The sequence below is a fragment of the Variovorax paradoxus genome (assembly GCF_024734665.1).
GTDB lineage: Bacteria > Pseudomonadota > Gammaproteobacteria > Burkholderiales > Burkholderiaceae_C > Variovorax.
This window is the reverse complement of record NZ_CP102931.1, coordinates 3,098,129-3,121,000: the sequence shown is the minus strand read 5'-3', so window position 1 is coordinate 3,121,000 and position 22,872 is coordinate 3,098,129. Positions and strand designations below refer to the sequence as shown.

At 64.2% G+C, this 22,872-nt stretch carries 27 protein-coding genes; 17 read left to right on the top strand and 10 right to left on the bottom strand.

The window, feature by feature from the left end:
* Nucleotides 1-35 precede the first annotated feature (35 nt).
* On the top strand, nt 36-1,064 hold the full coding sequence (locus NWF24_RS14700; protein WP_258354801.1) for an AraC family transcriptional regulator: 1,029 nt from the start codon (nt 36-38) through the stop codon (nt 1,062-1,064).
* A gap of 106 nt (nt 1,065-1,170) precedes the next feature.
* Here NWF24_RS14700 and NWF24_RS14695 read toward each other — a convergent pair whose 3' ends face one another.
* From NWF24_RS14695 to NWF24_RS14665, 7 genes are all read right to left on the bottom strand, one after another.
* Entirely contained in the window at nt 1,171-1,692 is a 522-nt protein-coding gene (locus NWF24_RS14695; protein WP_258354800.1) for a hypothetical protein, read from the bottom strand.
* 170 nt (nt 1,693-1,862) lie between these two features.
* Nucleotides 1,863-2,168 (bottom strand): hypothetical protein, encoded by a 306-nt coding sequence (locus NWF24_RS14690; protein ID WP_258354799.1) that lies wholly within the window; start codon nt 2,166-2,168, stop codon nt 1,863-1,865.
* 84 nt (nt 2,169-2,252) lie between these two features.
* Nucleotides 2,253-3,200, bottom strand: a complete 948-nt coding sequence (locus NWF24_RS14685; RefSeq protein ID WP_258354798.1) for an ABC transporter substrate-binding protein — start codon at nt 3,198-3,200, stop codon at nt 2,253-2,255.
* A gap of 182 nt (nt 3,201-3,382) precedes the next feature.
* Nucleotides 3,383-4,228: an amidohydrolase family protein gene (locus tag NWF24_RS14680; RefSeq protein ID WP_258354797.1), complete on the bottom strand. Its 846-nt coding sequence runs from the start codon at nt 4,226-4,228 to the stop codon at nt 3,383-3,385.
* Nucleotides 4,221-5,186, bottom strand: a complete 966-nt coding sequence (locus tag NWF24_RS14675; RefSeq protein WP_258354796.1) for a Bug family tripartite tricarboxylate transporter substrate binding protein — start codon at nt 5,184-5,186, stop codon at nt 4,221-4,223. The genes NWF24_RS14680 and NWF24_RS14675 overlap by 8 nt, the downstream gene beginning before the upstream one ends.
* A gap of 113 nt (nt 5,187-5,299) precedes the next feature.
* Entirely contained in the window at nt 5,300-6,274 is a 975-nt protein-coding gene (locus NWF24_RS14670) for a Bug family tripartite tricarboxylate transporter substrate binding protein (RefSeq protein WP_258355295.1), read from the bottom strand.
* Between the two features lie 37 nt (nt 6,275-6,311).
* Nucleotides 6,312-7,439 carry a mandelate racemase/muconate lactonizing enzyme family protein gene (locus NWF24_RS14665; protein ID WP_258354795.1) on the bottom strand — a complete coding sequence of 376 codons (1,128 nt, stop codon included), beginning with the start codon at nt 7,437-7,439 and terminating at the stop codon, nt 6,312-6,314.
* A 106-nt stretch (nt 7,440-7,545) separates the two neighbouring features.
* Between NWF24_RS14665 and NWF24_RS14660 the strand changes: the two genes are divergently transcribed.
* Entirely contained in the window at nt 7,546-8,412 is an 867-nt protein-coding gene (locus NWF24_RS14660; protein WP_258354794.1) for a LysR family transcriptional regulator, read from the top strand.
* Nucleotides 8,413-8,466: 54 nt separating this feature from the next.
* On the opposite strand, the gene NWF24_RS14655 is transcribed toward NWF24_RS14660, so the two are convergent.
* Nucleotides 8,467-9,417, bottom strand: a complete 951-nt coding sequence (locus NWF24_RS14655; protein WP_258354793.1) for a LysR family transcriptional regulator — start codon at nt 9,415-9,417, stop codon at nt 8,467-8,469.
* A gap of 286 nt (nt 9,418-9,703) precedes the next feature.
* Here NWF24_RS14655 and NWF24_RS14650 point away from each other — a divergent pair, with 286 nt between their 5' ends.
* A complete protein-coding gene (locus NWF24_RS14650; RefSeq protein WP_258354792.1) occupies nt 9,704-10,636 on the top strand; it encodes an NAD(P)-dependent alcohol dehydrogenase in 933 nt (310 codons plus the stop codon).
* Nucleotide 10,637: 1 nt separating this feature from the next.
* Nucleotides 10,638-11,333 carry a helix-turn-helix transcriptional regulator gene (locus tag NWF24_RS14645; RefSeq protein WP_258354791.1) on the top strand — a complete coding sequence of 232 codons (696 nt, stop codon included), beginning with the start codon at nt 10,638-10,640 and terminating at the stop codon, nt 11,331-11,333.
* 83 nt (nt 11,334-11,416) lie between these two features.
* Here the strand turns inward: NWF24_RS14645 and NWF24_RS14640 are convergent, their stop codons facing one another.
* Nucleotides 11,417-11,626 (bottom strand): hypothetical protein, encoded by a 210-nt coding sequence (locus NWF24_RS14640; protein ID WP_258354790.1) that lies wholly within the window; start codon nt 11,624-11,626, stop codon nt 11,417-11,419.
* Here NWF24_RS14640 and NWF24_RS14635 point away from each other — a divergent pair.
* The 11 genes from NWF24_RS14635 (at nt 11,625) to NWF24_RS14585 (ending at nt 20,424) form a co-directional block, all read left to right on the top strand.
* Entirely contained in the window at nt 11,625-11,924 is a 300-nt protein-coding gene (locus NWF24_RS14635) for a superoxide dismutase (protein WP_258354789.1), read from the top strand. The two genes, NWF24_RS14640 and NWF24_RS14635, sit on opposite strands and share 2 nt — an antisense overlap.
* A gap of 28 nt (nt 11,925-11,952) precedes the next feature.
* The gene (locus NWF24_RS14630) at nt 11,953-12,648 is read left to right on the top strand and encodes a type 1 glutamine amidotransferase domain-containing protein (protein WP_258354788.1); all 696 of its coding nucleotides are present in this window, start codon (nt 11,953-11,955) and stop codon (nt 12,646-12,648) included.
* A gap of 27 nt (nt 12,649-12,675) precedes the next feature.
* Entirely contained in the window at nt 12,676-13,707 is a 1,032-nt protein-coding gene (locus NWF24_RS14625; protein WP_258354787.1) for an amidohydrolase family protein, read from the top strand.
* Nucleotides 13,708-13,729: 22 nt separating this feature from the next.
* A complete protein-coding gene (locus NWF24_RS14620) occupies nt 13,730-14,470 on the top strand; it encodes an SDR family oxidoreductase (protein WP_258354786.1) in 741 nt (246 codons plus the stop codon).
* A gap of 2 nt (nt 14,471-14,472) precedes the next feature.
* On the top strand, nt 14,473-14,637 hold the full coding sequence (locus NWF24_RS14615; RefSeq protein ID WP_258354785.1) for a hypothetical protein: 165 nt from the start codon (nt 14,473-14,475) through the stop codon (nt 14,635-14,637).
* Nucleotide 14,638: 1 nt separating this feature from the next.
* On the top strand, nt 14,639-15,688 hold the full coding sequence (locus NWF24_RS14610) for an NAD(P)-dependent alcohol dehydrogenase (protein WP_258354784.1): 1,050 nt from the start codon (nt 14,639-14,641) through the stop codon (nt 15,686-15,688).
* A 110-nt stretch (nt 15,689-15,798) separates the two neighbouring features.
* Nucleotides 15,799-16,263 carry a (2Fe-2S)-binding protein gene (locus NWF24_RS14605; protein WP_258354783.1) on the top strand — a complete coding sequence of 155 codons (465 nt, stop codon included), beginning with the start codon at nt 15,799-15,801 and terminating at the stop codon, nt 16,261-16,263.
* Nucleotides 16,264-16,278: 15 nt separating this feature from the next.
* The gene (locus NWF24_RS14600) at nt 16,279-18,462 is read left to right on the top strand and encodes a xanthine dehydrogenase family protein molybdopterin-binding subunit (RefSeq protein ID WP_375338457.1); all 2,184 of its coding nucleotides are present in this window, start codon (nt 16,279-16,281) and stop codon (nt 18,460-18,462) included.
* 189 nt (nt 18,463-18,651) lie between these two features.
* A complete protein-coding gene (locus NWF24_RS14595) occupies nt 18,652-19,020 on the top strand; it encodes an antibiotic biosynthesis monooxygenase family protein (protein ID WP_258354782.1) in 369 nt (122 codons plus the stop codon).
* 55 nt (nt 19,021-19,075) lie between these two features.
* The gene (locus tag NWF24_RS14590) at nt 19,076-19,399 is read left to right on the top strand and encodes a hypothetical protein (protein WP_258354781.1); all 324 of its coding nucleotides are present in this window, start codon (nt 19,076-19,078) and stop codon (nt 19,397-19,399) included.
* A 92-nt stretch (nt 19,400-19,491) separates the two neighbouring features.
* Complete coding sequence (locus NWF24_RS14585) at nt 19,492-20,424, top strand: LysR family transcriptional regulator (protein WP_258354780.1); 933 nt, start codon at nt 19,492-19,494, stop codon at nt 20,422-20,424.
* Here the strand turns inward: NWF24_RS14585 and NWF24_RS14580 are convergent.
* Nucleotides 20,387-21,289 (bottom strand): LysR family transcriptional regulator, encoded by a 903-nt coding sequence (locus tag NWF24_RS14580; protein ID WP_258354779.1) that lies wholly within the window; start codon nt 21,287-21,289, stop codon nt 20,387-20,389. The genes NWF24_RS14585 and NWF24_RS14580 overlap by 38 nt on opposite strands.
* A gap of 343 nt (nt 21,290-21,632) precedes the next feature.
* Between NWF24_RS14580 and NWF24_RS14575 the strand changes: the two genes are divergently transcribed.
* Nucleotides 21,633-22,112 (top strand): (R)-mandelonitrile lyase, encoded by a 480-nt coding sequence (locus NWF24_RS14575; protein ID WP_258354778.1) that lies wholly within the window; start codon nt 21,633-21,635, stop codon nt 22,110-22,112.
* Nucleotides 22,090-22,866, top strand: coding sequence for a carboxymuconolactone decarboxylase family protein (locus NWF24_RS14570; RefSeq protein WP_375338456.1), 777 nt, complete (start codon nt 22,090-22,092; stop codon nt 22,864-22,866). The genes NWF24_RS14575 and NWF24_RS14570 overlap by 23 nt, the downstream gene beginning before the upstream one ends.
* The last annotated feature ends 6 nt before the right edge of the window (nt 22,867-22,872 follow it).

The window sequence follows — 22,872 nt, the reverse complement described above, 5'->3', positions numbered from 1 at the left end:
AGCCAGTTGGTGCATCACTTGAACGGTACGAAGGTATGAGCTTCTGGGACTACACGCGCAGCCCGGCCAGTGCGCGTTTGATGATGGAATTCGGACAGGAGCGGGGCCACCCGGCGATCAAATTGCTCGAGGGCAGCAAGCTGTCGGTGGAGCGATTGGAAGATCCCCAGGCGGAAATCCATGCGGCGCAGGAACTGCGCGTGGCGAGCAATCTGCTGCGTCTTCTCAAGCGCCCCCGTTGGCTCGGGTTCGAAGTGGGGAAGCGATACGGCACGCAGATGTACGGCTATCTGGGTTGTGGCTTTCTCAGCAGCGCCACGATCTGCGACTCCATCAAGCTTGCACTGCGCTTCGCTGCCTTGACGTTTGCCTTCTACGAGATTTCCTTCCACGAGGAAGATGGGCTGGCCGTCTTCAGTTTCGGTGAAGCGAATGTCCACGACGTGCTGAAGCAATTTCTGCTCGAGCGTTGCATGGCCGCAGTTGCCGCGCTGATCGGGGAGTTGGCAAGGGGAGACATGTCGCTGGCGCGTTTCACGCTCAAGGTGCAGCCGCAATGGCGAGGCAAGTGCGAGCTCGATGTTCCCGATCTTTTCGGAGTGAAGCCGCAGTTGGGCAGTCTGTCGAACAGTCTGGCTTTCGATCGCGCGCTGGTGAATCGCCCCACACCGCAGGCCAACCCCGTGACGGTGTCGATGTGCGAACAGATGTGCATCCAGCTGATGGAGCGCAGGCGTGTGCGCCTGGGGACCAAGGCCATCATCGAGCAATGCCTGAACCTGGCGGCCGAAGGAGCCCCGCCCGATCTGGCCTCGGTGGCGAGACTGACCGACACCAGCGAGCGGACATTGAAGCGGCGCCTGAAAGAGGAGGGCACTTCATTCAGAACGCTGCTGATGGACTCCCGCCGCACCACGGCCGAGCAACTGCTCGAGGACAGGCTGCTCACGATGACCGAGATCGCCGAACGGCTGGGCTTCAGCAGCCTCTCGAGCTTCTCGCAGGCCTTCAAGCGCTGGTTCGGCGTGGCACCCAGCGAGTACCGCGAAACCTGTTTCAAATGAATGGATTGGAGCGGCGCCGTCTTGCCCGCTCTGCCTTGGGTCGAAGAATCAATAAAAAAGCCGCCGGATTTGCCTGAAGCAAATCCGGCGGCCCAATTCAGGCAGATCAGAGCTTGGACTGACCGTAAATCCCGTTGGCCGACACGAATTTGTAGATTTTATAATCCTGCATCTGCAAGCAAACATCACCGGTGTTGGCGCCGACCGAACTCGAGAAGGCTTCGCATGTTTGCATTGCTCGCAAATTGCCAACAATACCCGTACCCACACCCGCCTGGATATTGAGAAGCCCTTGGGCGTACGACTGCAAGCTGCTGGGCAAGCCCGTGATCGTCACCCATGTAGCCAACAGCGCCCCGCAAGTGATGGGGTCGTATTTCGAGACCTCCATCATGAAGCCCGCTTTACCGGAGCCGGATTGGTTGAGCCGCAATCCAAAAACAGTTCCGCAAATCCGCTTTCCCGATTGCGCCTGGGCCGACATCGGGACTGCCAGGGCAACCGCACTGGTTGCCGCCGCAATACCGATACGCGACGCCACTGTTGTCGTGAGCGGTGCCACCACCGAAGCAAGACCCGCCGAAATGGCCAGAACACCCGCAGTCGACCTTCTCAAGAAGCTGTTCATTTTTACCCTCTTATGAAAATATAAAAAAGATATCGATGGCCCAAACCATCAAATATCCTGACGGGAAATCACGCTAACCAACAGGCTGAGTCATTGATATTTATTGCCTTTCGATCGTGCAATGTGCATTCAAGAATTCTTGTGTAAGAATTTCCTATGCGCCTGCACTTTCATCCATTCGATCCCGGCTGGCAACTGCCTTCAACAATTCGGCCTGCCGCCACTTTAGGATCGTGGTTGTCGAATTTCATTGGTGATAACGCGTATCTTTTTACATTTTCAGATTGCGTGATTGCGGTCTTGTCCCAATAAATAAACATTGCGGCCCGCAATTGATATGAATTGAATTTTTGGGCGAATTCAATGCCAGATCGTCGAAGTCGATATCGGCCAAATGGGTGATGCCGATCGGTCTTTTCAGCCGTCGGACGACGAGCGGGTCGCTGCGCGAAGACCCGCGCCAATTCGCCCGGCACGGATGTTGTGCCGGGTCCCGAGGTTCACTTTGTGTCGTCGGCCGGAGCCCCAGTGGGGCAGGGGGCGCGGGTCTTGTCGAGCGCTCAGTTCCCGAAGCCGTTCGACCCCAGGCTGATTGCATCTGTGTGGTACTGCAGGTCGTAGTACTTGCCTGCTTCGGACAGAGACTTTCGCGGCTCCGCATACTCGCTGCGCAGTGCCAGCACCGTTGCGATTCCCTCGATGTCGATGGGCGCGCGAGGATCAAGCCCATTCTCCGGATTCAGCAGGACTTCATAGGCCTGTGCGGCCATCGGCTCGGTCATGCCCGGCATGTTCTTGCCAAGCATCGCAATGGCCCGTGCCTCATTGGCAGGATTGCGCAGCCATGCGATGGCGTCCATGTACGCGCGGATGTAGCCGACCAACGCGGCCCGGTTGTGCCTGGCCCAATCTCGCCGCGCGGCGCCGACTGAAGCCTGATAAGGCCCGAGTACATCCTCCGCGTTGGCCAGAATGTTGAATCCGCTTTTTTGAGCAGCCACATGCATCGGCGAAATCAGGAGCGTGCCGGCCTGCTTCTTTTCCATCAGCGCCTGGTAGCGCTGCCGCAATCCCCCAACGCTGACAAACTCGACATCGGAGGGCGCGAGACCGCCTTCTTCCAGCAATTTGCGCAGCACGAATGCGTAGCCGGTCGTCAAGGCGTCGACCGAAACCTGCTTGCCTTTGAGGTCGGCCACGCGCGTGACCTCCGGCACGGTCACGAGTCGGAGGAACGCCTTGTTGCTGGCGCCCATGAAAGCGAAGATATCCGGGGACGCTTGGGTCGGCGCTTCGCCCTGGCCTTCCATGTAGGCGACGACGTTGTCGATGCCTGTCATCGCAACGTCGAATTTCCCGTCGATCAACCCTGCCAGCTGAAACTTCGAATCGGCCGTCTGGGTCAGTGAAACCGCTATCTGGTTGCGATCAAAGAAGCCCAACTCCTGCGCCACCCAGAGGGGCCAGTCATGGGGCGATGGAAACGAGATGACCGAGATGGGTGTCATTTTCTGTGGCGGTGATGGATGAAGTGCTTTCGGTCGCACCGGAAACCTGGAGCAACCTTTCTCCTGCTGCTCTCGAAACGGCCGGGTTTGCCTCATCACAGCCCAGTGCGCGACAACTCTCTAGCCGATCGATTTTCGGATGCAATGATGCCAATATGACACTATATTGTCAATAATGGTCATCAAAGCCGGTTGCGGTCGTAAAGCACACCGGGGTTTTCATGCATGACACGTCTCAGCAGTTCAGGCCCGTCCAGCCAGTGGGGGATGGTCAGACCGATCTCGGACGGTTCAGGCGAAGGAAATGGATGCTTGGCGCTCGGCGGATGAGGCCAGTCGCTTCCCCACACCAGCCGCCGGGAGTTCGCGGCGACCATCGCATCGACCAGCGGGCGCAGCGAGCGCCACGGTCCCTCGGTCCGCTGCACCCGGTACGGACCCGACAGCTTGACCCAGGCCTGCCCCTCACGCATGAGCGCCAGCAGGTCCGCGAAAGCGGCGCTGCGCAGCAGCTCATCGACCGGGTGATGGCCGAAATGGTCGACCACGACCGGCATGCCGCTGGCTGCAATTTGCTTGACCAGGCCAAGGTCCTCCACCAGGTCGACCAGCACCTGGACATGCCACCCGAAGGGCTTCACCCGGTCGATGACGCTTTCGATGTCGCTCGGCGCACCTGGAAAAAGCCGGTTGATGCGAGTCCCGCAGGCGCCGAGCTTGTGCCAGCGGGCAATCTGCGCATCGGAGGTGACGGCCGCGTCGGGGTACACGACGGCAACGCCCCGGAGCCAGTCGCCGTTCGTGGCCAGCGCATCCTCGAAACTCGAGTGGTCGGCCCCGTAAACGCTGGGGTGAACCAGGACGGCGCGCTGGATGCCTCTTGATTCGCACACCTGTCGAAACGCGTCGAGCGGTGCGTCCTCGGGAACGTAGGCCCCGCCCGGCGCAACCGGATAGCGGGCGTTGTCGAACACATGGAAATGGCAGTCCCACCATGGCTGCGCTGCCGCTTGACTGTCGTTACTCATTGACCAATCGTCCTTGTTTGACGAGCGAGACCGCCAAGGCCTCGTCCGCTTTGAGAATCTCGGCGAAGTGCTTCGGGTCCTCATAGTGGGCGCCGCTGCCGATCGCTTTCAATCCGAGGTCGAACGCCGGGTCGCTGGCGACCTTTTGTGCCGCGGCGGTGAGGGCCGCGACAACCGAAGCCGAGACACCCTTGGGCGCAAGAAGGCCAATGTACGTGCTGGCGTCGAATTCCGGGAGGCCTGCTTCCTTCAGGGTGCGTGTGTCGGGCACTGCCACGTCGCGCGTGAGGCCGAGCACCACCAGCGTGGTCAGGGTGCCTGCTTTCAGATGAGGAAGGGAGCTGCTGATCTGATCGAACATGACATCGATGGTGCCCCCACGCAGATCGATCAACGCGGGACCGGAGCCCTTGTAGGCGACCGGTGTGAAGCGGCAGTTTGCAGCGTTCTCGAACTGCAGCATGGCCAGGTGGTTGGGCGATCCGGGACCGGCGTGGCCCACGTTCAGCTTTCCGGGATTGGCGCGGGCGTAGGCGATGAACTCCTCGAGCGTCTTGAAACGCGGATCGCCGTTTCGAACCACGACGGCAATGGAGGTTTTGCTCAGAACGCCGATGGGAACGAAGTCTTCCAGCTTGTACGACGTCTTGAACATGTGAGGCAATGTGCCGAGCTGGCCGGGCGTGGCCGCCAGCAGCGTCGCCCCATCGGCCGGCGCTTTCGATACGAGGGCGGTCCCGATGGCGCCGCCTCCACCGCCCCGGTTGTCCACGATCACGCTCTGTCCCAACAGCTTGGCATACGGCACCGCGATCCAGCGCGCCACGATGTCGGCGTTGCCCCCGGGAGCGAAGGGAACGACCAGGGTGATGGGTTTGTTGGGCAGCGCTTGGCCCCAGGACGCGCCTGCCACGAGCGAGGCGCCGGCCACGAGGGCCGAACGACGGGTGATGTTCATGTTGTGTCTCCGAGTTGATGCTTGCCAGTGCCCTGGAACAGGCGATGCACGAGCGCTGGTGCCCGGCGCTTTTTCTTTTGACGTGATGTGACGTCACCTGACGAGGGCGCCCCTCAGGCGTCGACCTTGATACCGCGCGCCTGAACGAGCCTGGCCCACTTGGCGCGCTCGTCACGCATGAAGGCGTCGAAGCGTTGCGGCGTGCCGCCGCCATCTTCGGCGCCGAACTCTTCCAGCCTGCTCACGACATCCGGCATCTTCAGCACCTGGTTGACGTCGTTGTTGATGCGCGCCACCACGTCCGCCGGTATCCTGGCGGGCCCGACGAGGCCGAACCAGATGCTGGCGTTGAAACCCGGATAGCCTTGTTCGGCAACCGTGGGGACATCGGCGAAGGCCTTCGCCCGCTTCAAGCCGGTCTGCGCTATGGCCTTGATTTTTCCGCCTTTGATGAACGGTGATGCGGTGGTCATGCCTTCGAACGCGTAGTCGATCTGGCTTCCGACCAGGTCCGTCATCACGTTGGCGGCCCCTCTGTAAGGAACGTGCAGCGCAGAGACACTCGCCGACTGCTCGAACAAGGCCAATGCCAGGTGTTGCGCCGAGCCCGTGCCCGACGAGCCGAAGCTCACCTCCCCGGGCTTCTTCTTGAGCTGCTCGAGCAACGCAGGCAGCGTTGCTGCCGACTTGGGACTCGCGACCAACACCTGCGGCGTCTGTCCCACCAGCGCGATCGCCGCGAAGTCCTTGTCCGGCGAGAAACCGAGCTTGGGGTAGAGCGCAGGCGCGATGCCCAAAGCGTTGATGTGGCCCATCATGAGCGTGTTCCCGTCGGGAGCCGCCTTTGCCGCCTCGGCCGCTGCGATAAGACCCGCGGCGCCCGCCTTGTTCTCGACGATGACCGGGATGCCCCACAGGACATTGAGCTTGTTCGCGACGATGCGCGCCAGGATGTCCGTGCCGCCTCCCGCGGAGAAGCCCACGAGAATTCGCACGGGTCCGGCCGGCAGCTTGCCTTGGGCGAATGCCGGGTGCGCGCAAAGCGCTCCCGCGGCGGCGGCCGTTGAAAGGAAGTGTCTTCGGTGCATTGGGTGTCTCCTTGTTGTGTTCATCCCCTCCGACGGCTCAGGTGCCGACCTGGGTCCAACGGCCGAATTTCGAGACCTGCGCCTCGTCGAAGTTGAAGCCCAGGCCGGGCGTCTGGTGCAGAACGACGCGACCCTTGGTCTGTTCCAGCTGGCGGTCCAACAGGCGGCGGAAGTTGAGCACCTGGTCGTCCCAGAAGAACTCGACGTAGCGTGCGTTGGGCGTGGACGCCACCAAGGGGGCGTGCACGTCGTGGAACCAATGGGGGCACATCTGGATGCCGTAGCCGGCAGCCATGGCGGCGATGCGCTTCCACTCCGTGATGCCTCCGCACACGGCAGCATCGGTTTGCAGAATTGCCGCGGCACCCATGTCCAGGAGGTGCTTGTGGTACCAACGGCCGTAGCCGATTTCCGCAGTCGCCACCGGAATGCGGGTCAGCTTGGCGAGGCGCGCGTGGCTTTCGACATCGTCGGGGCCGAACGGCTCCTCGATGAAGTACGGGTCGTATTGCTCGATGCGGCGCAGGTACTGCATTGCCTGCACCGTATCGATCCAGCCGTTGTTGCAGTCGAGCATCAGCTCGACGTCCGGTCCGATGGCTTCGCGGGCGGCCTTGACGCGTGACTCTTCGCCTTGAGGGCTCCAGCGGCCGGTCTTCATCTTGACTGCCTTGAAGCCCAGCTCGACGTAGCCGGCCATTTCTTCGCCGACGTGCTCGGCCGTCTTGCCGTCCACGTAGTAGCCGCCGCTCGCGTAGGCCGCGACAGTCTCCAGTTCCACGGCCCCGAGGTACTTGTGAAGCGGCAGCTTGGCAGTCCGCGCGTTGAGGTCCCACAGCGCAATGTCCAGTGCGCTCAGGGCGCGCATGACGGTGCCCATGCGGCCCTGCAAGAGCGCCTCCTGGTACATGTCTTTCCACAACCCCTCGACGGCCAGCGAATCGCGCCCGATCAGCACAGGCGCCAGCAGTTGCTCGACGGCGACGCGGAAGAGCTCGCCGGCTGCGTTGCCGACATAGCAGAAGCCGATGCCTTCGACGCCGTCGGCGCTGCGGATCTTGACCAGGCCGTAGTGGCGGTCGACCACCGTGCGGTTCGAGAGGTAAGTGACTTTTTCCAGCGGTACTCGCGCAACACAGACTTCGATGGATTGGATGATGGGCATTTGGACTCCTTGGGAGGGTATCGGGATTGATGGGCGCAACTTTGCCGAGCAATGACTGCTCAAGAAAGGTGTCTTCCTATGGTTCAGATGACGCAAAATCCGTCGAATGGATACACGCTTCCTGCAGAGCTTCGTGGCCGTGGTCGACTGCGGCTCCGTGGCCGATGCCTCTCGCCGATTGGATTTGCCGGCAACCACGGTGACGCAGCAGATGCGCTCTCTCGAGGCGGACATCGGCTGCCAGCTCCTGACCCGCGTCGGGCGAACGGTCAAACCCACGGTGGTCGGCGCGCGCCTCGTCGACCAGGCACGAGAAGTCTTGAGGGGCGTGCGAGAACTGCGTTCGGCCGCTTCCGATACCGGGTTGCCGGCGGGTCCGTTGCGATTGGGTGCGACGCCCACGGCGTTGATGGGCATGGTCCCTGCGCTGCTTCGGCGCTGGATGAGCGCGCACCCGACCGTCCAGATCTACATCGAGCCCGGAACGTCATCGAAATTGCTCGAGCGTGTGGTGGACGGCAATCTGGATGTGGCCATCCTGGTTCACCCCATCTTCGGCCATGCCCAAGACCTGCGAGTGGCGCATGCTCAGGAGCGAGGCGCTGATTCTTCTTGCGCCGCAAGAGATGACTGTTCAGGACCCGTTGCTCACCGCGGCGCGCGAGCCGTTCATCCTCTACGACCGCAAGGTGGTTGCGGGCAGGATGGCCGACGACTACCTGCGAAGCCGCGCATCAAACCCAAGGTGCGGTTCGAACTCGATGGCATCGAGCACATCGCGCAGTTGGTGGCCGAGGGTTTCGGCGTTTCCATCCTCCCGGACTGGCCGGCCGTTGGAAAGCCCGATGGCCGAACCAAGCGATGCCCGCTGCCCCCGCCGTGTCCGTCACGGGAAGTCGGCATGGTGTGGTCGCGCTCTTCCGTTCGGTCACCGCTCGCCAATGCGCTCTACGACCTCGTTGAGCAGAAGTAGCGAGCCGATCGTGCGAGGAGATCCTCCATGTCCGGCCCGAAGCTACGCGCCTCGCTAACCGCCTTCGGCCGGCACACCCAATACCTTGGGCAGTTGTTCCACCAGCGCATCCACCGCCAGCCGCAGGCGCAGCGGCATGTGCGGCGCAGCGGGCCAGAGGGCATAGCAATCCATCGAGGCGCCGGGCTGGTCGTCCAGCACGCTGACCAGCGCCCCGGTGCGCAGGCGCTCCTTCACCAGCCATTCGGGCAACCACGCAAGGCCGAGGCCGGCCGTCGCCGCGTCTGCAATGGACTCCAGGTCGTCGAGCTGCAGGCGCGACGTGAGCGGCATCTCTGTGATGCGACCCGTCGCATCGGGCAACTGCCACGTGTTGATGCGGTCGGCACGCCGGTAGATGAGGACGCTGTGCGAGGCCAGCTCGCCCGTGTTCTGCGGCCGTCCGTGCGCGGCCAGGTAGGCCGGCGAGGCGCACACGCGCTTGCGCTGCACCACCAGCTTGCGCGCGCGCAGGCCTTCGCTGTCATGGCCGAGGAAACCGCTGCGAACGGCGAGGTCGAAGCCCTCGGCCAGCACATCGACAGGCCGGTCGCTGAAGCTCAGGAGCAATTCGAGCGATGGATGCTCGCGTGCGAGTTCCAGGAGGATCGGCGCGATGCAATGGCGGCCGAACAAGACCGGCATGGAGACGCGCAAACGGCCCGCCACCTGGTGCCGGCCGGACTCCATCTGCGCCTCGGCTGCCTGCAGCTCCGCGAGCGCGCGCAGGCAGTGCTCGTAATAGATCTGGCCGTCCTCGGTGAGGTTTTGCACGCGCGTGGTGCGATGGAACAGGCGCACGTCCAGGCGCGCTTCCAGCCGCGCGATCGCCTTGCCCACGGCCGAGCGGGTGAGGCTCAGGTGCTCGGCGGCGCGGGTGAAGCCTCCGAGGCGCACGACGTCCACGAACAAGGTCACGCCGTCGAGCCGCTCCTGGCGTTCCGGTGGCGCCTTGGCCAAATACATTGGGGAATTCAGATCATTGGGCATGGGAATACGTTTCTACATTGGATAGTATTTTTCTACTTAGTATGCCTGCCGAAAGCGCCTGTGGGAATGCGGGGCAATAAGGATCGGTTGGAGCGCGCGCCACGAAAAGACTGGTGCCAAAACCTGGCACCAGCGCTGCCTAGACTGAAATTTCTCAGGCAACACAAGGAAATATCGTGACTCAAGCCAACAGCGCCGCACCGGAAATTGCGTGCGCGGTGCTCCGGGACTTCGCTGAATCGTTCGCGAGGAGCAACCGGTCATGAAGCGCATTCAATACAACATGTACGGCGGTCCGGAGTTGATGCGGCTCGACGAGTTCGAACTGGCGGCGCCCGGTCAAGGACAGGTGGCCGTGAAGGTCAAGTTCGCAGCCATCAACCCCATCGACTGGAAGCTGCGCAACGGCCAGATGAAGATCGTCACGGGCAAGGCGTTCCCGCGCGCCATGGGGTTCGACTTCGCCGGCACGGTCACCGCCGTCGGGCCGGGCGTCACGCGCTTCGTCCCTGGCGATGCGGTGTTCGGGCTTGCGCGTTTCAAGGAAAGCGGCGCGTTGGGCGAAGCCGTGATCGCGAACGAAACCGCCTTGGCGATCAAGCCCGGCAACATCTCCTTCGAGGATGCGGCTTGCCTTGGAACCCCCGGCGTCACGGCGTGGAACGGGCTGGTCGACAAGGCGAAGCTGACGGCCGGCCAGCACGTCTTCATCAACGGCTGCACCGGCGCGGTCGGCGAAGCGGCTGTCCAGATTGCGCGAATGCACGGGGCCATTGTCTCGGGCAGCTGCAGCGCGGGAGCCATGGGGCGGGCGCGGGCCCTCGGTCTGCAGAACATCTTCGACTATCGGACCACCGACCTGTCGAAGCTGCGCGAGCGTTTCGACGTCGTCTACGACACGGCGGCCACGATGACGACCGCCCAGGGCTTGGGCCTGCTGCGCGAGGACGGCGTGTTCCTGGACCTCGATCCCACGCCGGGCAAGTTCATCCGTGCGGTCTTCAACCGGCGGCTCAAGCCGGTCGTCTGCACGCCGCGGCCCGACATTCTCGACAGCCTTGCCCGTGCCGCGGGGGAGGGCAGGTTCCGGATGCCGATCGCCGAGATCGTTCCCCTGAACGAGGCGATCGACCTCGTCACCGCGCTCGAAGCGGGCCGCAAGCTCGCCGGCAAGGGCCTCGTGGCGATGGCCTGACATGTCGCGAAGCCACCGCCTGTTCGATCTCATGCAGGTGCTTCGCCGGCATCGCGGAACCGTGTCCGGCGAAGTGCTGGCGCGCGAGACGGGCGTGTCGCTGCGGACCATCCGCCGCGACATCGCCACGCTGCAGTCCATCGGGGCGCACATCGAGGGCGAGGCCGGCGTCGGCTACATCCTGCGGCCCGACTTTTTGCTGCCGCCGCTGTCTTTCACCGAGGAAGAGGTGCAGGCACTCGTGGTCGGTGCGCAGTGGGTCAGCCGCCACGCCGACGAAGCCCTGGCACTTGCCGTGCAGAACGCGCTCGCAAAAATCAATGGCGTGCTTCCGGCCGAGATGAGGGCGGAGCTGGACGACAACGCGCTCTACATCTTTCGCAAGAGAAAAGAAGCCTCGGTCTTCGATCTGGCGCAGGTGCGGCGGGCCATGCGCGAGCAGCGAAAGATGCACATCGGATACGCGGACGACAGCGGGGCCGTTTCGCAGTTGACCCTCTGGCCGATCATGCTCGGCTTCGTCGAATCGCAGCGGTTGATTGCCGCGTGGTGCGAGGAGAGCGGCGACTTCTGCCGTATTCGCACGGACCGCATCGTGACGGTCGATTTCCTGGACGAACGCTATCCGCGTGCGCGGCGGCAGCTCGTCAAGGAATGGCGAGACGGGCTTCCCTGCCACCAGCGCGACAACACCTAGCGCGGTCGGGGCCTCTCAAATTTAGCCGGAGCTGCGTGGGGACCCATTGGCGAATCTGAGCAGTCCCGCAGGGGAATGTTTTTCTACATTGGATCGTATTTTTCTACCTTAACATCGTTTTTAAGAGAAAAACGAGAATCCTGGGCGACAAAGCCCACCGGATAACTCTCTTCCTCTGACCGTTCTTCTCCCGCCGCGGCGCAGGAACTGCCGCCCCTCTGGGGCACCGCAAGACCCGGACCGTTCGCTGACTTCAACCCGCTTGATGCGTTTTCACCAAGGAGCCTCTTCATGAAATTTCTTTGCCTCGATATCCCCGCGCCCGGTGCCACCCTGGAAAAGTACCAGCCGCACATGCAGGATGAAGCCCGCCACGCCTGGCAGCTCTACAAGGGCGGTGTCGTGCGCGACATCTACTTCCGCCAGGACCGCCCCGGCGTGGCCATCATTGCCGAGTGCGAATCGGCCGAGGTCGCTCTGAAGACGCTGCGCGAATTTCCGTTGGCCAAGGCCGGCCTCCTCGATTGGGATGTCATCCCGCTGGGCCCCTTCCTGAACTGGGAATCGCTTTTCGCCCCCGGCAACGCCTGAGGCGCGTCGAACACAGGAACCTACGACCATGACCAAGCAAGCCTCCGAACTCAAGCCCATCCTCTTCGTCGTCAGCAGCAATGCTGTGAAGGGCGCAACGGGCATTCCCACCGGCTACAACCTGGCCGAAGTCACCCATCCGCTGGAAAAGCTGCAGGCAGCCGGCATCCAGGTGGAGTTCGCCTCCATCCTGGGTGGCGATGCGCCGCTGGATGGGCTGGAGGACATGAAAGACCCGGTCATCGCCCGCTACTGGGCCGATGCCGATTTCCGCCATGCGATCTCCCACACGCTGTGCATCGACGACGTGGACCCGTCGCGCTACTCGGCCATCTTCTTTGCGGGCGGCCACGGCACGATGTGGGACTTCCCCGACAACGCGGCCGCGCAGAAGGCCATCCGCGAGATCGATGCGGCCGGTGGCATCGTCTCGGCCGTGTGCCACGGCCCGGCGGCCCTGGTCAACGCGCGCCGCGCCGACGGCAGCCTGCTGGTGGCTGGCAAGCGGGTTGCTGCTTTCACCAACGGCGAGGAAGAGGAGGTGGAATCCACCAACGTCGTGCCTTTCCTGCTCGCGTCCACGCTCAACGAACGCGGCGCGCAGCATCAGAACGCCGCCAACTGGGCCGACAACGTGGTCGTCGACGGACGGCTCATCACCGGCCAGAACCCGCAGTCCGCCGCGAGCCTGGGCATCGCGCTGCGCGACGCGCTGTTGGCATAAGGCCGCTGAAGCTTTCAAGGGGATCGCGTGAAACTGATCTGTGTCGAAGAGCACGTGCTTGACCGTGCCATCGGTGGCGCCACCCAGGCGCTGGTGCGCGCCGAGGCGCCTTACTTTGGCGACTGGGGCAGCCGCGTGGTGGACGGCCAGAACGTGGTCGACCCGAGCCGCCCGCATGTCATTGCGCCCAGCGAGTCCGCTCGCAAGGGGCTGGAGATGGGGCCTGCGCGCCTGGCCGACATGGATGCCGCCGGCATCGACATGCAGGTGCTCTCCTATGGCGGGTTCCCGCAGTTGCTGCCCGCAGCGGAGGCCATCGCGCTGAACCGCGCTGCCAACGACAAGCTGGCCGAAACGGCGCGGGCGCATCCCACGCGCTTCGCGGGCTTTGCCACGCTGCCTTGGCAGGCACCCGAGGCAGCTGCGCGCGAACTGGAGCGGGCGGTGAAAGAGCTCGGACTCAAGGGCGCGCTCATCAACGGCCGCCCCGGAGACACCTTCCTGGACGATGCGCGCTACGAGCCGATCCTTGCGGCCTTCAGCGAATTGAAGGTGCCGCTGTACGTGCACCCCGGCCTGCCGCTGCCGGCCGTGCAGGCGCCGTATTACGGCGGCCTCGAGCGCGAGCTCAGCGCGCGCCTGGCCATGTTCGCCTGGGGCTGGCACAACGAGTCGGGCATCCAGGTCTTGCGCATGCTGCTCGCAGGCGCCTTCGACCGGCACCCCGGGCTGCAGGTCATCAGCGGCCATTGGGGCGAGATGGTGCCGTTCTTCCTTCAACGGCTGGAAGACTCCATTCCTCAGGAAGCCTCGAGCCTCAGGCGTCCCATCGTGCAGACCTACCGCGAGCATGTGTACGTCTCGCCCAGCGGCATGCTCACGCTGCCGCACTTCCAGTTCATTCATGCGCTGATGGGTGCCGAGCGCATTCTTTATTCCATCGACTATCCGTATCAAAGCCTGGACGGCGCGCGAGCCTTCATCGAGCGCCTGCCTGTCAGCGACGCGGACAAGGCCCTCATTGCCCACGGCAACGCCGAGCGTCTGCTGGGCCTGTGACCCAACTTCAAGCGAGAAATACATGACCCAAGGAATCGAAAACAAGGTGGTCGTCATCACCGGCGGCAGCAGTGGCCTGGGTGCGGAAACGGCACGCCATCTCGTGCGCGCCGGCGCCAAGGTTGTGCTGGGTGCACGGCGGCTGGATCGGCTGCAGGCCCTGGCAGAAGAACTCGGCCTCGGTGCCGAGAGCATCGTGCAGACCGACGTCGTGCACCTCGATCAGGTCAAGGCGCTGGTCGCCCGTGCCATCGAATCCCACGGGCGGATCGACGTGATGCTCAACAACGCCGGGGTGATGCCGCTCTCGCCGCTGGAGATGCTGCGCGTGGACGAGTGGAGCCAGACCATCGACGTGAACATCAAGGGCGTGCTTCATGGCATCGCTGCAGCGCTGCCTCCCATGAAGGCGCAAAAGAGCGGGCAGATCATCAACGTCTCGTCAGTGGCTGGCCACATCGTGAGCGCAGGCGGTGCCGTCTACAGCGCGAGCAAGTTCGCGGTGCGTGCCATCTCCGAAGGCGTTCGCAAGGAGCTCAAGCCGTACAACATCCGCTCCACCATCCTCTCGCCTGGCGCTGTAGACACAGAGTTGCCCGCCTCCACCAAGGCTGAAGGCATGACGCAGGCCATGCAGGCGTTCTACGAGCACAACGCGATTCCTGCGAGCAGCTTCGCGCGCTGCGTGCTGTTCGCGATCAGCCAGCCTGAAGACGTGGACATCAACGAAATCCTGTTTCGCCCGACGCGGCAGGAGTTCTGAGCATGCGTCGCGTCGGTCGCGCAGAAGTCGAGCACCACGAATTCTCTGAACAGGCCCGCAAGCTCGATGTCGCCGTCCGCCCGCTTATGGCGCTTCTCGATGAGCAGCGCGTCACCCCAACCGGTGTCCGATTTTGCGGACATGCAAGCATGCAAGGCGAACGCTGACATGAACGTACTTGGCTACGCGGCGCACTCCGCGACCGATCCTCTCGCCCCGTTCCAGTTCGAGCGTCGGCAGCCACGGCCTGACGACGTGGTGATCGACATCCTCTACTGCGGGGTGTGTCACACCGATCTGCATCAGGTTCGCGATCATCGCGGCGTGTCTCGATATCCCATCGTGCCCGGCCACGAAATCATGGGTCGCGTGCGCGATGTCGGACCGGAGGTCAGCCGATTCAAGCCGGGTGATGCCGTCGGCGTCGGCTGCATGGTGGATTCCTGCAGGCACTGCGCGGCTTGCGGCAGTGGACACGAGCAGCACTGTGAAGAGTCACCGACCTTCACCTACAGCAGCATCGACCGTCACGACCACACGCCGACCTTCGGCGGCTACTCGGAGTCGATCGTCGTCTCGGACAAATTCGTCCTGAAAGTGCCCGAAGGCATGGCGCTGGCAGGCGCCGCACCGCTCCTGTGTGCCGGGGTCACCACCTGGGCGCCTTTGCGGCGCTGGAAAGTCGGACAAGGCAGCCGTGTTGCCGTCGTGGGCCTGGGAGGGCTTGGGCACATGGCATTGAAGCTCGCCAAGGGCCTGGGCGCCGACGTCACCTTGTTCACACGCTCGCCGGACAAGGAAGCCGACGCCTGCCGTCTGGGCGCGGATCGCGTCGTCATTTCGTCCGACGCGGCACAGATGGCGGCCTGGAAGGGACGCTTCGACCTGATCATCGACACCGTACCTTACGTTCACGAACTCGGCCCCTATCTGCCGACGCTGGCCTTCGATGGAACGCTGGTGCTCGTGGGGTACATGGGACCTTTGCAGGAGCAACTGAATACCGCTCCACTGGTCTACGGCAGCCGGGCCGTCGCGGGCTCCTTCATCGGCGGCGTCGCCGAGACCCAGGAAATGCTGGATTTCTGTGGCCGGCACAACATCGCTTCCGACGTCGAAGTGATCGGCATCCAGCAGATCGAGGATGCCTACGAACGCATGCTTCGCAGCGACGTGAAGTACCGCTTCGTGATCGACATGTCGTCGCTCAAGCGCTGAAGAGGCGTCAGGACGACGCCGATCCGGGGCTTCTTGCGCCTCGATTCAAACCCTGAACCCAGATCTGCCGGATCGAAGGCGTTTGGGGAACTCATCAAAAAGGATTGGAAATGCCCACGATCAATTTCACGGTGAACGGCAAGTTGACCCCCATCGATTCGGATCCCGACACGCCGTTGCTCTGGGTGCTGCGGGACACGTTGCAACTCACGGGCACGAAGTACGGCTGCGGCATGGCCCTCTGCGGTGCGTGCACGGTGCATCTGGAGGGCGAGCCGGTCCGGTCTTGCGTCACACCTGTGTCGGTAGCCGCCGGCAAGAAGGTCGCCACCATCGAAGGCGTGGGCCAAGCCGGCGTGGCCAAGGCCGTGCAGACGGCCTGGCGTCGCCTCGACGTCGTGCAATGCGGGTATTGCCAGTCCGGCCAGATCATGAGCGCCGTGGCGCTGCTTGAAAAGAACCGCAAACCGACGGATGCCGACATCGACGGCGCCATGTCGGGAAACCTCTGTCGCTGCGCGACCTATGTCCGCATTCGCGCGGCCATCCACGAAGCAGCCCAGTCATTGGCTTGAACGGCGGACACCCTCATGACCATCTCCATTCGCATCGAGAACGAAAGCCGGCGCCGCTTCCTGCATGGCGCCGCCGGGCTCACGCTCGCCGTCTACCTGCCGCGGGCACGAAGCGCCGATGCAGGCGCCCGTGCCGGGGCCTTCGAGCCGAATGCCTTTGTTCGTATCGCCGCCGACAACACCGTCACCGTGATTTCCAAGCACCTGGAAATGGGCCAAGGCACGTACACGGGCCTGGCCACCATCGTCGCCGAGGAACTGGACGCAGCGTGGGCACAAGTCCGCGTGGAGGGCGCTCCGGCGGATGCCAGTCGCTACAACAACCTGCGCATGGGGCCGACGCAAGGCACCGGTGGCAGCACGGCCATGGCGAACTCGTGGGACCAGCTTCGGCGCGCGGGAGCATCTGCGCGCGCCATGCTGGTCGCAGCCGCCGCGCAGCAGTGGAAAGTGCCGGCAGAGGAACTCGGCGTCAGCGACGGCGTCGTGACGCATTCACGGACGCAGCGCAAGGCGACCTTCGGCCAACTCGCGGCGGCGGCGGCCCGCCAGCCGGTGCCGGCCGAGGTCGTGCTCAAGGACCCGAAACACTTCAAGCTCATCGGCAAGCACGTCCCGCGCAAGGATTCCAACGACAAGACCAACGGCACTGCGCGGTTCACACAGGATGTGCACCTGCCCGACATGCTGACGGCAGTCGTCGCGCATTCGCCGCGTTTCGGTGGCAAGGTGAAGTCCTTCGAAGCAACCCAGGCCAAAGCCGTCCGCGGGGTGGTGGATGTCATCCAGATCCCCAGCGGCGTGGCAGTCCTGGCCAAAGACACCTGGAGCGCCAAGAAAGGCCGCGACGCGCTGCAGGTGGAATGGGACGACTCCGGCGCGTTCAAGCTGGGGTCGCAAGAGATCTTTCAGCGCTATCGTGAACTCGCGAAGTCTCCGGGTGCCATGGCACGCAAGGCCGGCGACCCCGATGCCGCTTTCGCAGCGTCGACCCGCGTGCTCCGAGCCGCCTACGACTTCCCCTACCTCGCGCATGCGGCGATGGAGCCGCTGAACTGCGCCGTGCGCCTGGGCAAGGACAGTTGCGAGATCTGGAACGGCGAGCAGTCTCATACCTCCGATCAGATGAGCGTTGCTGCGTTGCTCGGCATCAGGCCCGAGCAGGTGACCATCCACATGCTTTACGCCGGCGGCAGTTTCGGCCGAAGGGCCAGCACGGCATCGGACTACGTGCTTGAGGCCGTCAACATCGCGAAGGCCATCGAGGGCCGCGCGCCGATCAAGCTCGTGTGGCTGCGCGAGGACGATATGCGAGCCGGCTACTACCGCCCGGCGTTCCATCATGTCCTGGAAGCGGCGCTCGATGCGCAAGGGCGCCCGACGGGCTGGCGCCATCGACTCGTCGGTCAATCGATCCTGGCCGGTACGCCCATGGCCAGACGGGTCAAGGACGGCGTCGACCCCACGTCGGTGGAAGGTGCAGCCAACTTGCCGTACGCGTTTGACAACATTCAGGTGGACCTTCACACGCCGAAGGACATTCCGGTGCCGGTGCTGTGGTGGCGCGCGGTGGGATCCACCCATACGGCCTTTTCGACGGAAACCTTCATCGACGAAGTGGCGGCCGCCTCCGCACAGGACCCTGTTGCGTTCCGGCTGTCCCTGCTGGACAAGCGTCCTCGACACGCCGCTGTCTTGAGACTGGTTGCGGAGAAGGCCGGTTGGGGCATGCCGCTGGCCGCTGGCGCACCTGGCGATCGACGCGGCCGCGGCGTGGCCGTGCATGAGTCCTTCGGTTCCTATGTGGCGCACGTGGCCGAGGTGACGGTCAAGGCCGACGGCAGCCTCAAGGTGGATCGCATCGTCAGCGCGGTCGATTGCGGCATCGCAATCAACCCCGACAACGTGCGAGCGCAGACGGAAGGATCGATCGGCTACGGGCTGTCGGCGGCCCTTCACGGGGAGATCACGTTGAAAGACGGTTTGGTCGAGCAATCCAACTTCCACGACTACGCGCCGATCCGGATCTACGAGATGCCCAAGGTCGAGGTTCACCTCGTAGCGTCCACGGAAGCCCCCAGTGGGATGGGTGAGCCCGCCCTGCCGCCGGTCGCACCCGCCGTGGTCAATGCGATTGCCGCAGCGACCGGCAAGCGGATGCGCAGGCTTCCGATCAATGGTGACGAGTTGAAGGCCTGATGGGCTGCGTCCCCGAAGCCGCTCTTTAGTCCGACATGCCAGGGGCTCCGACTGGTGCCAGAAACTGGCACGAGGGCATGTCCCAATCAGGCTTCCTCATCGACACCATGAGCTGGGGCCGAGGGGACATGTCGCCCCGCTGACCCGGCGATCCGGCAGCACTTTGATTTTTTCCAAGGAACCGAAAACATGCCCGACCTCGAGCCGCTCGACCCGTCATTTCCGATCAGCCGCCAGATGGACATCGATGCCGGCCCCATCGTGCTGGTCAATCTCTGCACCATGGCGCCGGAAGACGAAGCGGCGTTCCTGGAGGCATGGGCCGGCGACGCCGCCTTCATGAAGAGCCAGCCCGGCTTCATCTCGACACAGCTGCACCGCGCGCTGGGAGACAGCCCGACGTACCTCAACTACGCCGTCTTCGAATCCGCGGCGGCATGGCGCGCGGCCTTCAAGCACCCCGGCTTCCGGGAGAAGGTCAAGGCGCATCCGGCGTCGATGGTGGCCCGGCCGCATCTCTTTCAGAAGGTCGCCGTGCCGAACCTGTGCACCGCTTGACCGACAACCGATTCCGTCCCAGGCCGAGGAGGCCTTCACTTCAAAAGAGAGATCAATGATCCATAAAAGATATGCGCTGCTGGTGTCGCTCCCGCTCATTCTGCTCGTGACGGGTTGCACGAACATCCCCAAGAGCAGCATGCCGGAAACGCAGTTTTCCTCGCTCGATTGCCGGGCGATTTCAGACCAGCTGGCCCAAGAGCAGGTGACGCAGGAGCGTTCGGCAGAGGCCAAGAGCAATTCCTGGAAGATCGTCATACCCTTTGCCATTGCCGCTCGCTACATCGATGCATCGAGTCACATGAACGAGTCCGAGCGCAGGTCTAACTTGTTGGTGCAAGCGCAGCAATCCAAGAGTTGCAAGCAGGTTTCGGGTTGACGCGGTCGCGCGCCGCGAAAGCGGCTGCCCTTCGCGGGTAGTGCAAGCGCGGGCCGGTGACAGAATGCCGCATCACCGAACCTAGCGATCAAATGGCGCGTGACTCGATCAGTGACTTGTTGGCTTTCATGGCGGTGGCGCGCGAGCGCAGCTTCACGCGCGCGGCCTCCAAGCTGGGCGTGTCGCAGTCGTCGCTGAGCCACACGATCCGTGCCCTCGAAACCCGCCTGGGCGTGCGCCTGCTGACGCGCACGACGCGCAGCGTGGCGCCCACCGAAGCCGGCGAGCGCCTGCTGCAGACGGTGGCGCCGCGGCTGCAGGACATCGAATCCGAGGTGGCCGCCATGAGCGAACTCGGCGCCAAGTCGGCCGGCAGCATCCGCATCACGGCCATCGACCATGTGGTGGACACCCTGCTGTGGCCGCGGCTGAGGCCGCTCATCGCCGAGTACCCCGATCTCAGGATCGAGATCAGCACCGACTACCGCATGGTCGACATCGTGGCCGAGGGCTTCGACATCGGTGTGCGCTGGGGCGACCAGGTCGCCAAGGACATGGTCGCCGTGCGCCTCATGCCCGACCAGCGGATGCTGATCGTCGGCGCACCCGATTACCTGGCCGCGCACGGCGTGCCGGCCACGCCGCAAGAATTGCTGGCGCACAACTGCATCACGCTGCGCCTGGCCTCCAGCGGCAGCCTGTACGCCTGGGAACTGAGAAACGGCGCGCGCGAGCTGCAGGTGAACGTGAGCGGCCAAGCCACCTTCCACAGCGTCTACCAGATGTTGAACGCGGCACTGAGCGGCTGCGGGCTGGCCTTCGTTCCGCAAGACCTGGTCCAGCCTCACTTGGAGGCGGGGCGCCTCAAGGCCGTGCTGCAGGACTGGGCGCCTGTGTTCCCTGGCCTGCACGCGTACTACCCAAGTCGGCGTCAGTCGACGCGCACGCTGGCGCTGATCATCGAGGCACTGCGCACCGCGCCGCAGTTCAACCCGGCGCATCGCCCAGGCGCAGCGCCTCGATGACCATCGCCACCGCCTGCGTCTTCTGGCGCCGGCTCGGGTAGTACATGAAGAAGCCGGGCGAGGTGGGAAACCATTCCTCCATCACGCAGCGCAAACGACCGGCCTGCACATGCGGCCCGGCCAGGTACTCCGGCGTGAACGCGAGGCCGCAGCCGTCCAGCGCCGCCTGCAGGATCTGGTAGGTGCCGTTGAAGGTGAGTTGCCCCTGCACCTGCACGCGCTCGGCTTGCCCCGCGCGCATCAGCGGCCACGCAAAGAGGCCGCCGCGCGTGGCGAGCCTCAGGGTGATGCAGTTGTGCTGCAGAAGGTCCTGCGGCGTTTGCGGCTCGGGGTGGTTTTCGAAATAAGCGGGCGCGCCGACGATCAGGCGCCGGAAGTCCGGCGTGAGGCGCACCGACACCATGTCGCGGTCGATGGCTTCGCCGGTGCGCACGCCGATGTCGTAGCGTTCCTCGACGATGTCGACCATGCGGTAGCTGGTGTCGATCTCCAGCTTGATGTCGGGGTACTGCTGCAGGAGCGGCGCGAGCCGCGGCCAGATGAACAGGTCCGCCACCGTGTCGACCGCGGTGATGCGCACGGTGCCGGCCGGCTTGTCGCGGAATTCGGCGAGGGCTTCCAGTTCGGTCTCGACGGCATCGAACTGCGGTGCCACGGTTGCCATCAGCCGCTCGCCGGCTTCGGTCGGCGTCACGCTGCGCGTGGTGCGGGTCAGCAGTCGCACGCCCATGCGGCTTTCCAGGCCGCGCACCTTGTGGCTCAGCGACGAGGGCGACACGCCAAGCCTGGCGGCGGCACGCGTGAAGCTGCGCTCGCGCGCTACCGAGAGAAATGCGAGCAGGTCGTTGAAGTCGTCGCGCGGCATGCGTGTCTCGAGGCGTTGGTTTTCACGGGCCAAGTCTAGGCATGTGCCGGTTCCGCGACCAGACCTTCGCGGCCGCATGCATCTATCGACGCCATTCATCAATCGATCTGCCGGTGCGACGTAGGACGACGGCTCGCGATTCATGCGGCACATCGATAGGTGCATGCGGGCCGGCGTGGCTAGTCATCGCGGGCATGCGCGCCTACGCTTGACCTCAGTCAACGACCGTGGGCCATGGCGTTGCGCGATGCGGCCGCCGCCGAAGGCGCCGCCCCTGCCGGTGCACCCCGACGCGCGACCCGATGCCGCTGCAACCCACCCACCCAGCAAGAAAGGACATCCCATGAAATCACCCTTGTGCTACGCCGCGCTTTGCGCCGCATCGCTCCAGGCCGGCGGTGCCGAGCCGCAAACCGCCACCGTGCAGCAGGTCGCCCGCGCAGGGAGCCAGCCTTCGGCGACCGGGCCCGCCGAGTACTTCACAGGGCGCGTCCGGGTCGATCCGGTGTGGCCTGCCAATGCGCAGATCAACGCCTCGGGCGGCATGGTGACCTTCGAGCCCGGCGCGCGCTCTGCCTGGCATACCCATCCCGCGGGCCAGCGGCTGGTGGTGATGTCGGGTGTGGGGCTGACGCAGGAATGGGGCAAGCCCGTACAGGAAATCCGTGCGGGTGACACGGTCTGGTGTCCGCCCGGCGTCAAGCACTGGCATGGCGCGGCGCCGACCACTGCGATGAGTCACTTGGCCGTGACCGGCACCGTGGACGGAAAGAACGTCGAATGGATGGAGAAGGTGGGCGATGAGCAATACCACGCACGTTAAGCGCCGCACCGCGGCAGCCATGGCCGCCGCCATGGCCTTCGGGCTGACGGCATCCGTCGGCCATGCATCCCCAAACCAGGAGTCGACCCGCATGACAAATACACCTCCCTCCGACACCTTGTCGGCCGCGCAGCAGGCCATCGTGCCGATCGCAGCCTTCGCAGCCGCCGGCGACATCGCCAAATTGAACACCGCCCTGAACCAGGGGCTGGACGCCGGCTTGACCGTCAGCGATGCGAGGGAAGTGCTGGTGCAGCTCTACGCCTACGCCGGTTTTCCGCGCAGCCTCAATGCGCTCGGTGAGCTGATGAAGGTCGTGGAAGCGCGCAAGCAGCGCGGCGTGAAGGATGCGCCGGGCCGCGCACCCAGCCGCCCGATTCCGAAGGGCGAAGCCCTGCTGGCCGCGGGAACCGCCAACCAGACCAAGCTGTCGGGCGCGCCGGTGCAGGGGCCGCTCTTCGACTTCGCACCCGTGGCGAACGAATACCTCCGCACCCATCTGTTCGGCGACATCTTCGAGCGCGACAACCTCGACTGGCAAAGCCGCGAGGTGGCCACGGTCAGCATGCTGGCCGCGCTCGCAGGCGTCGAGTCGCAGTTGCAGGCGCACATCCGCATCAGCATGAATGTCGGCCTGTCGGCGCAGCAGATGCAGCAGCTCGGGCAGTTGCTGGCCGATCGCGTGGATGCCGACAGCGCCCGCCGCGCGCGCGAGGCGCTGGCGCGGCATCTGGCGACGCAGCCCGCAGGTTGAAGCGAT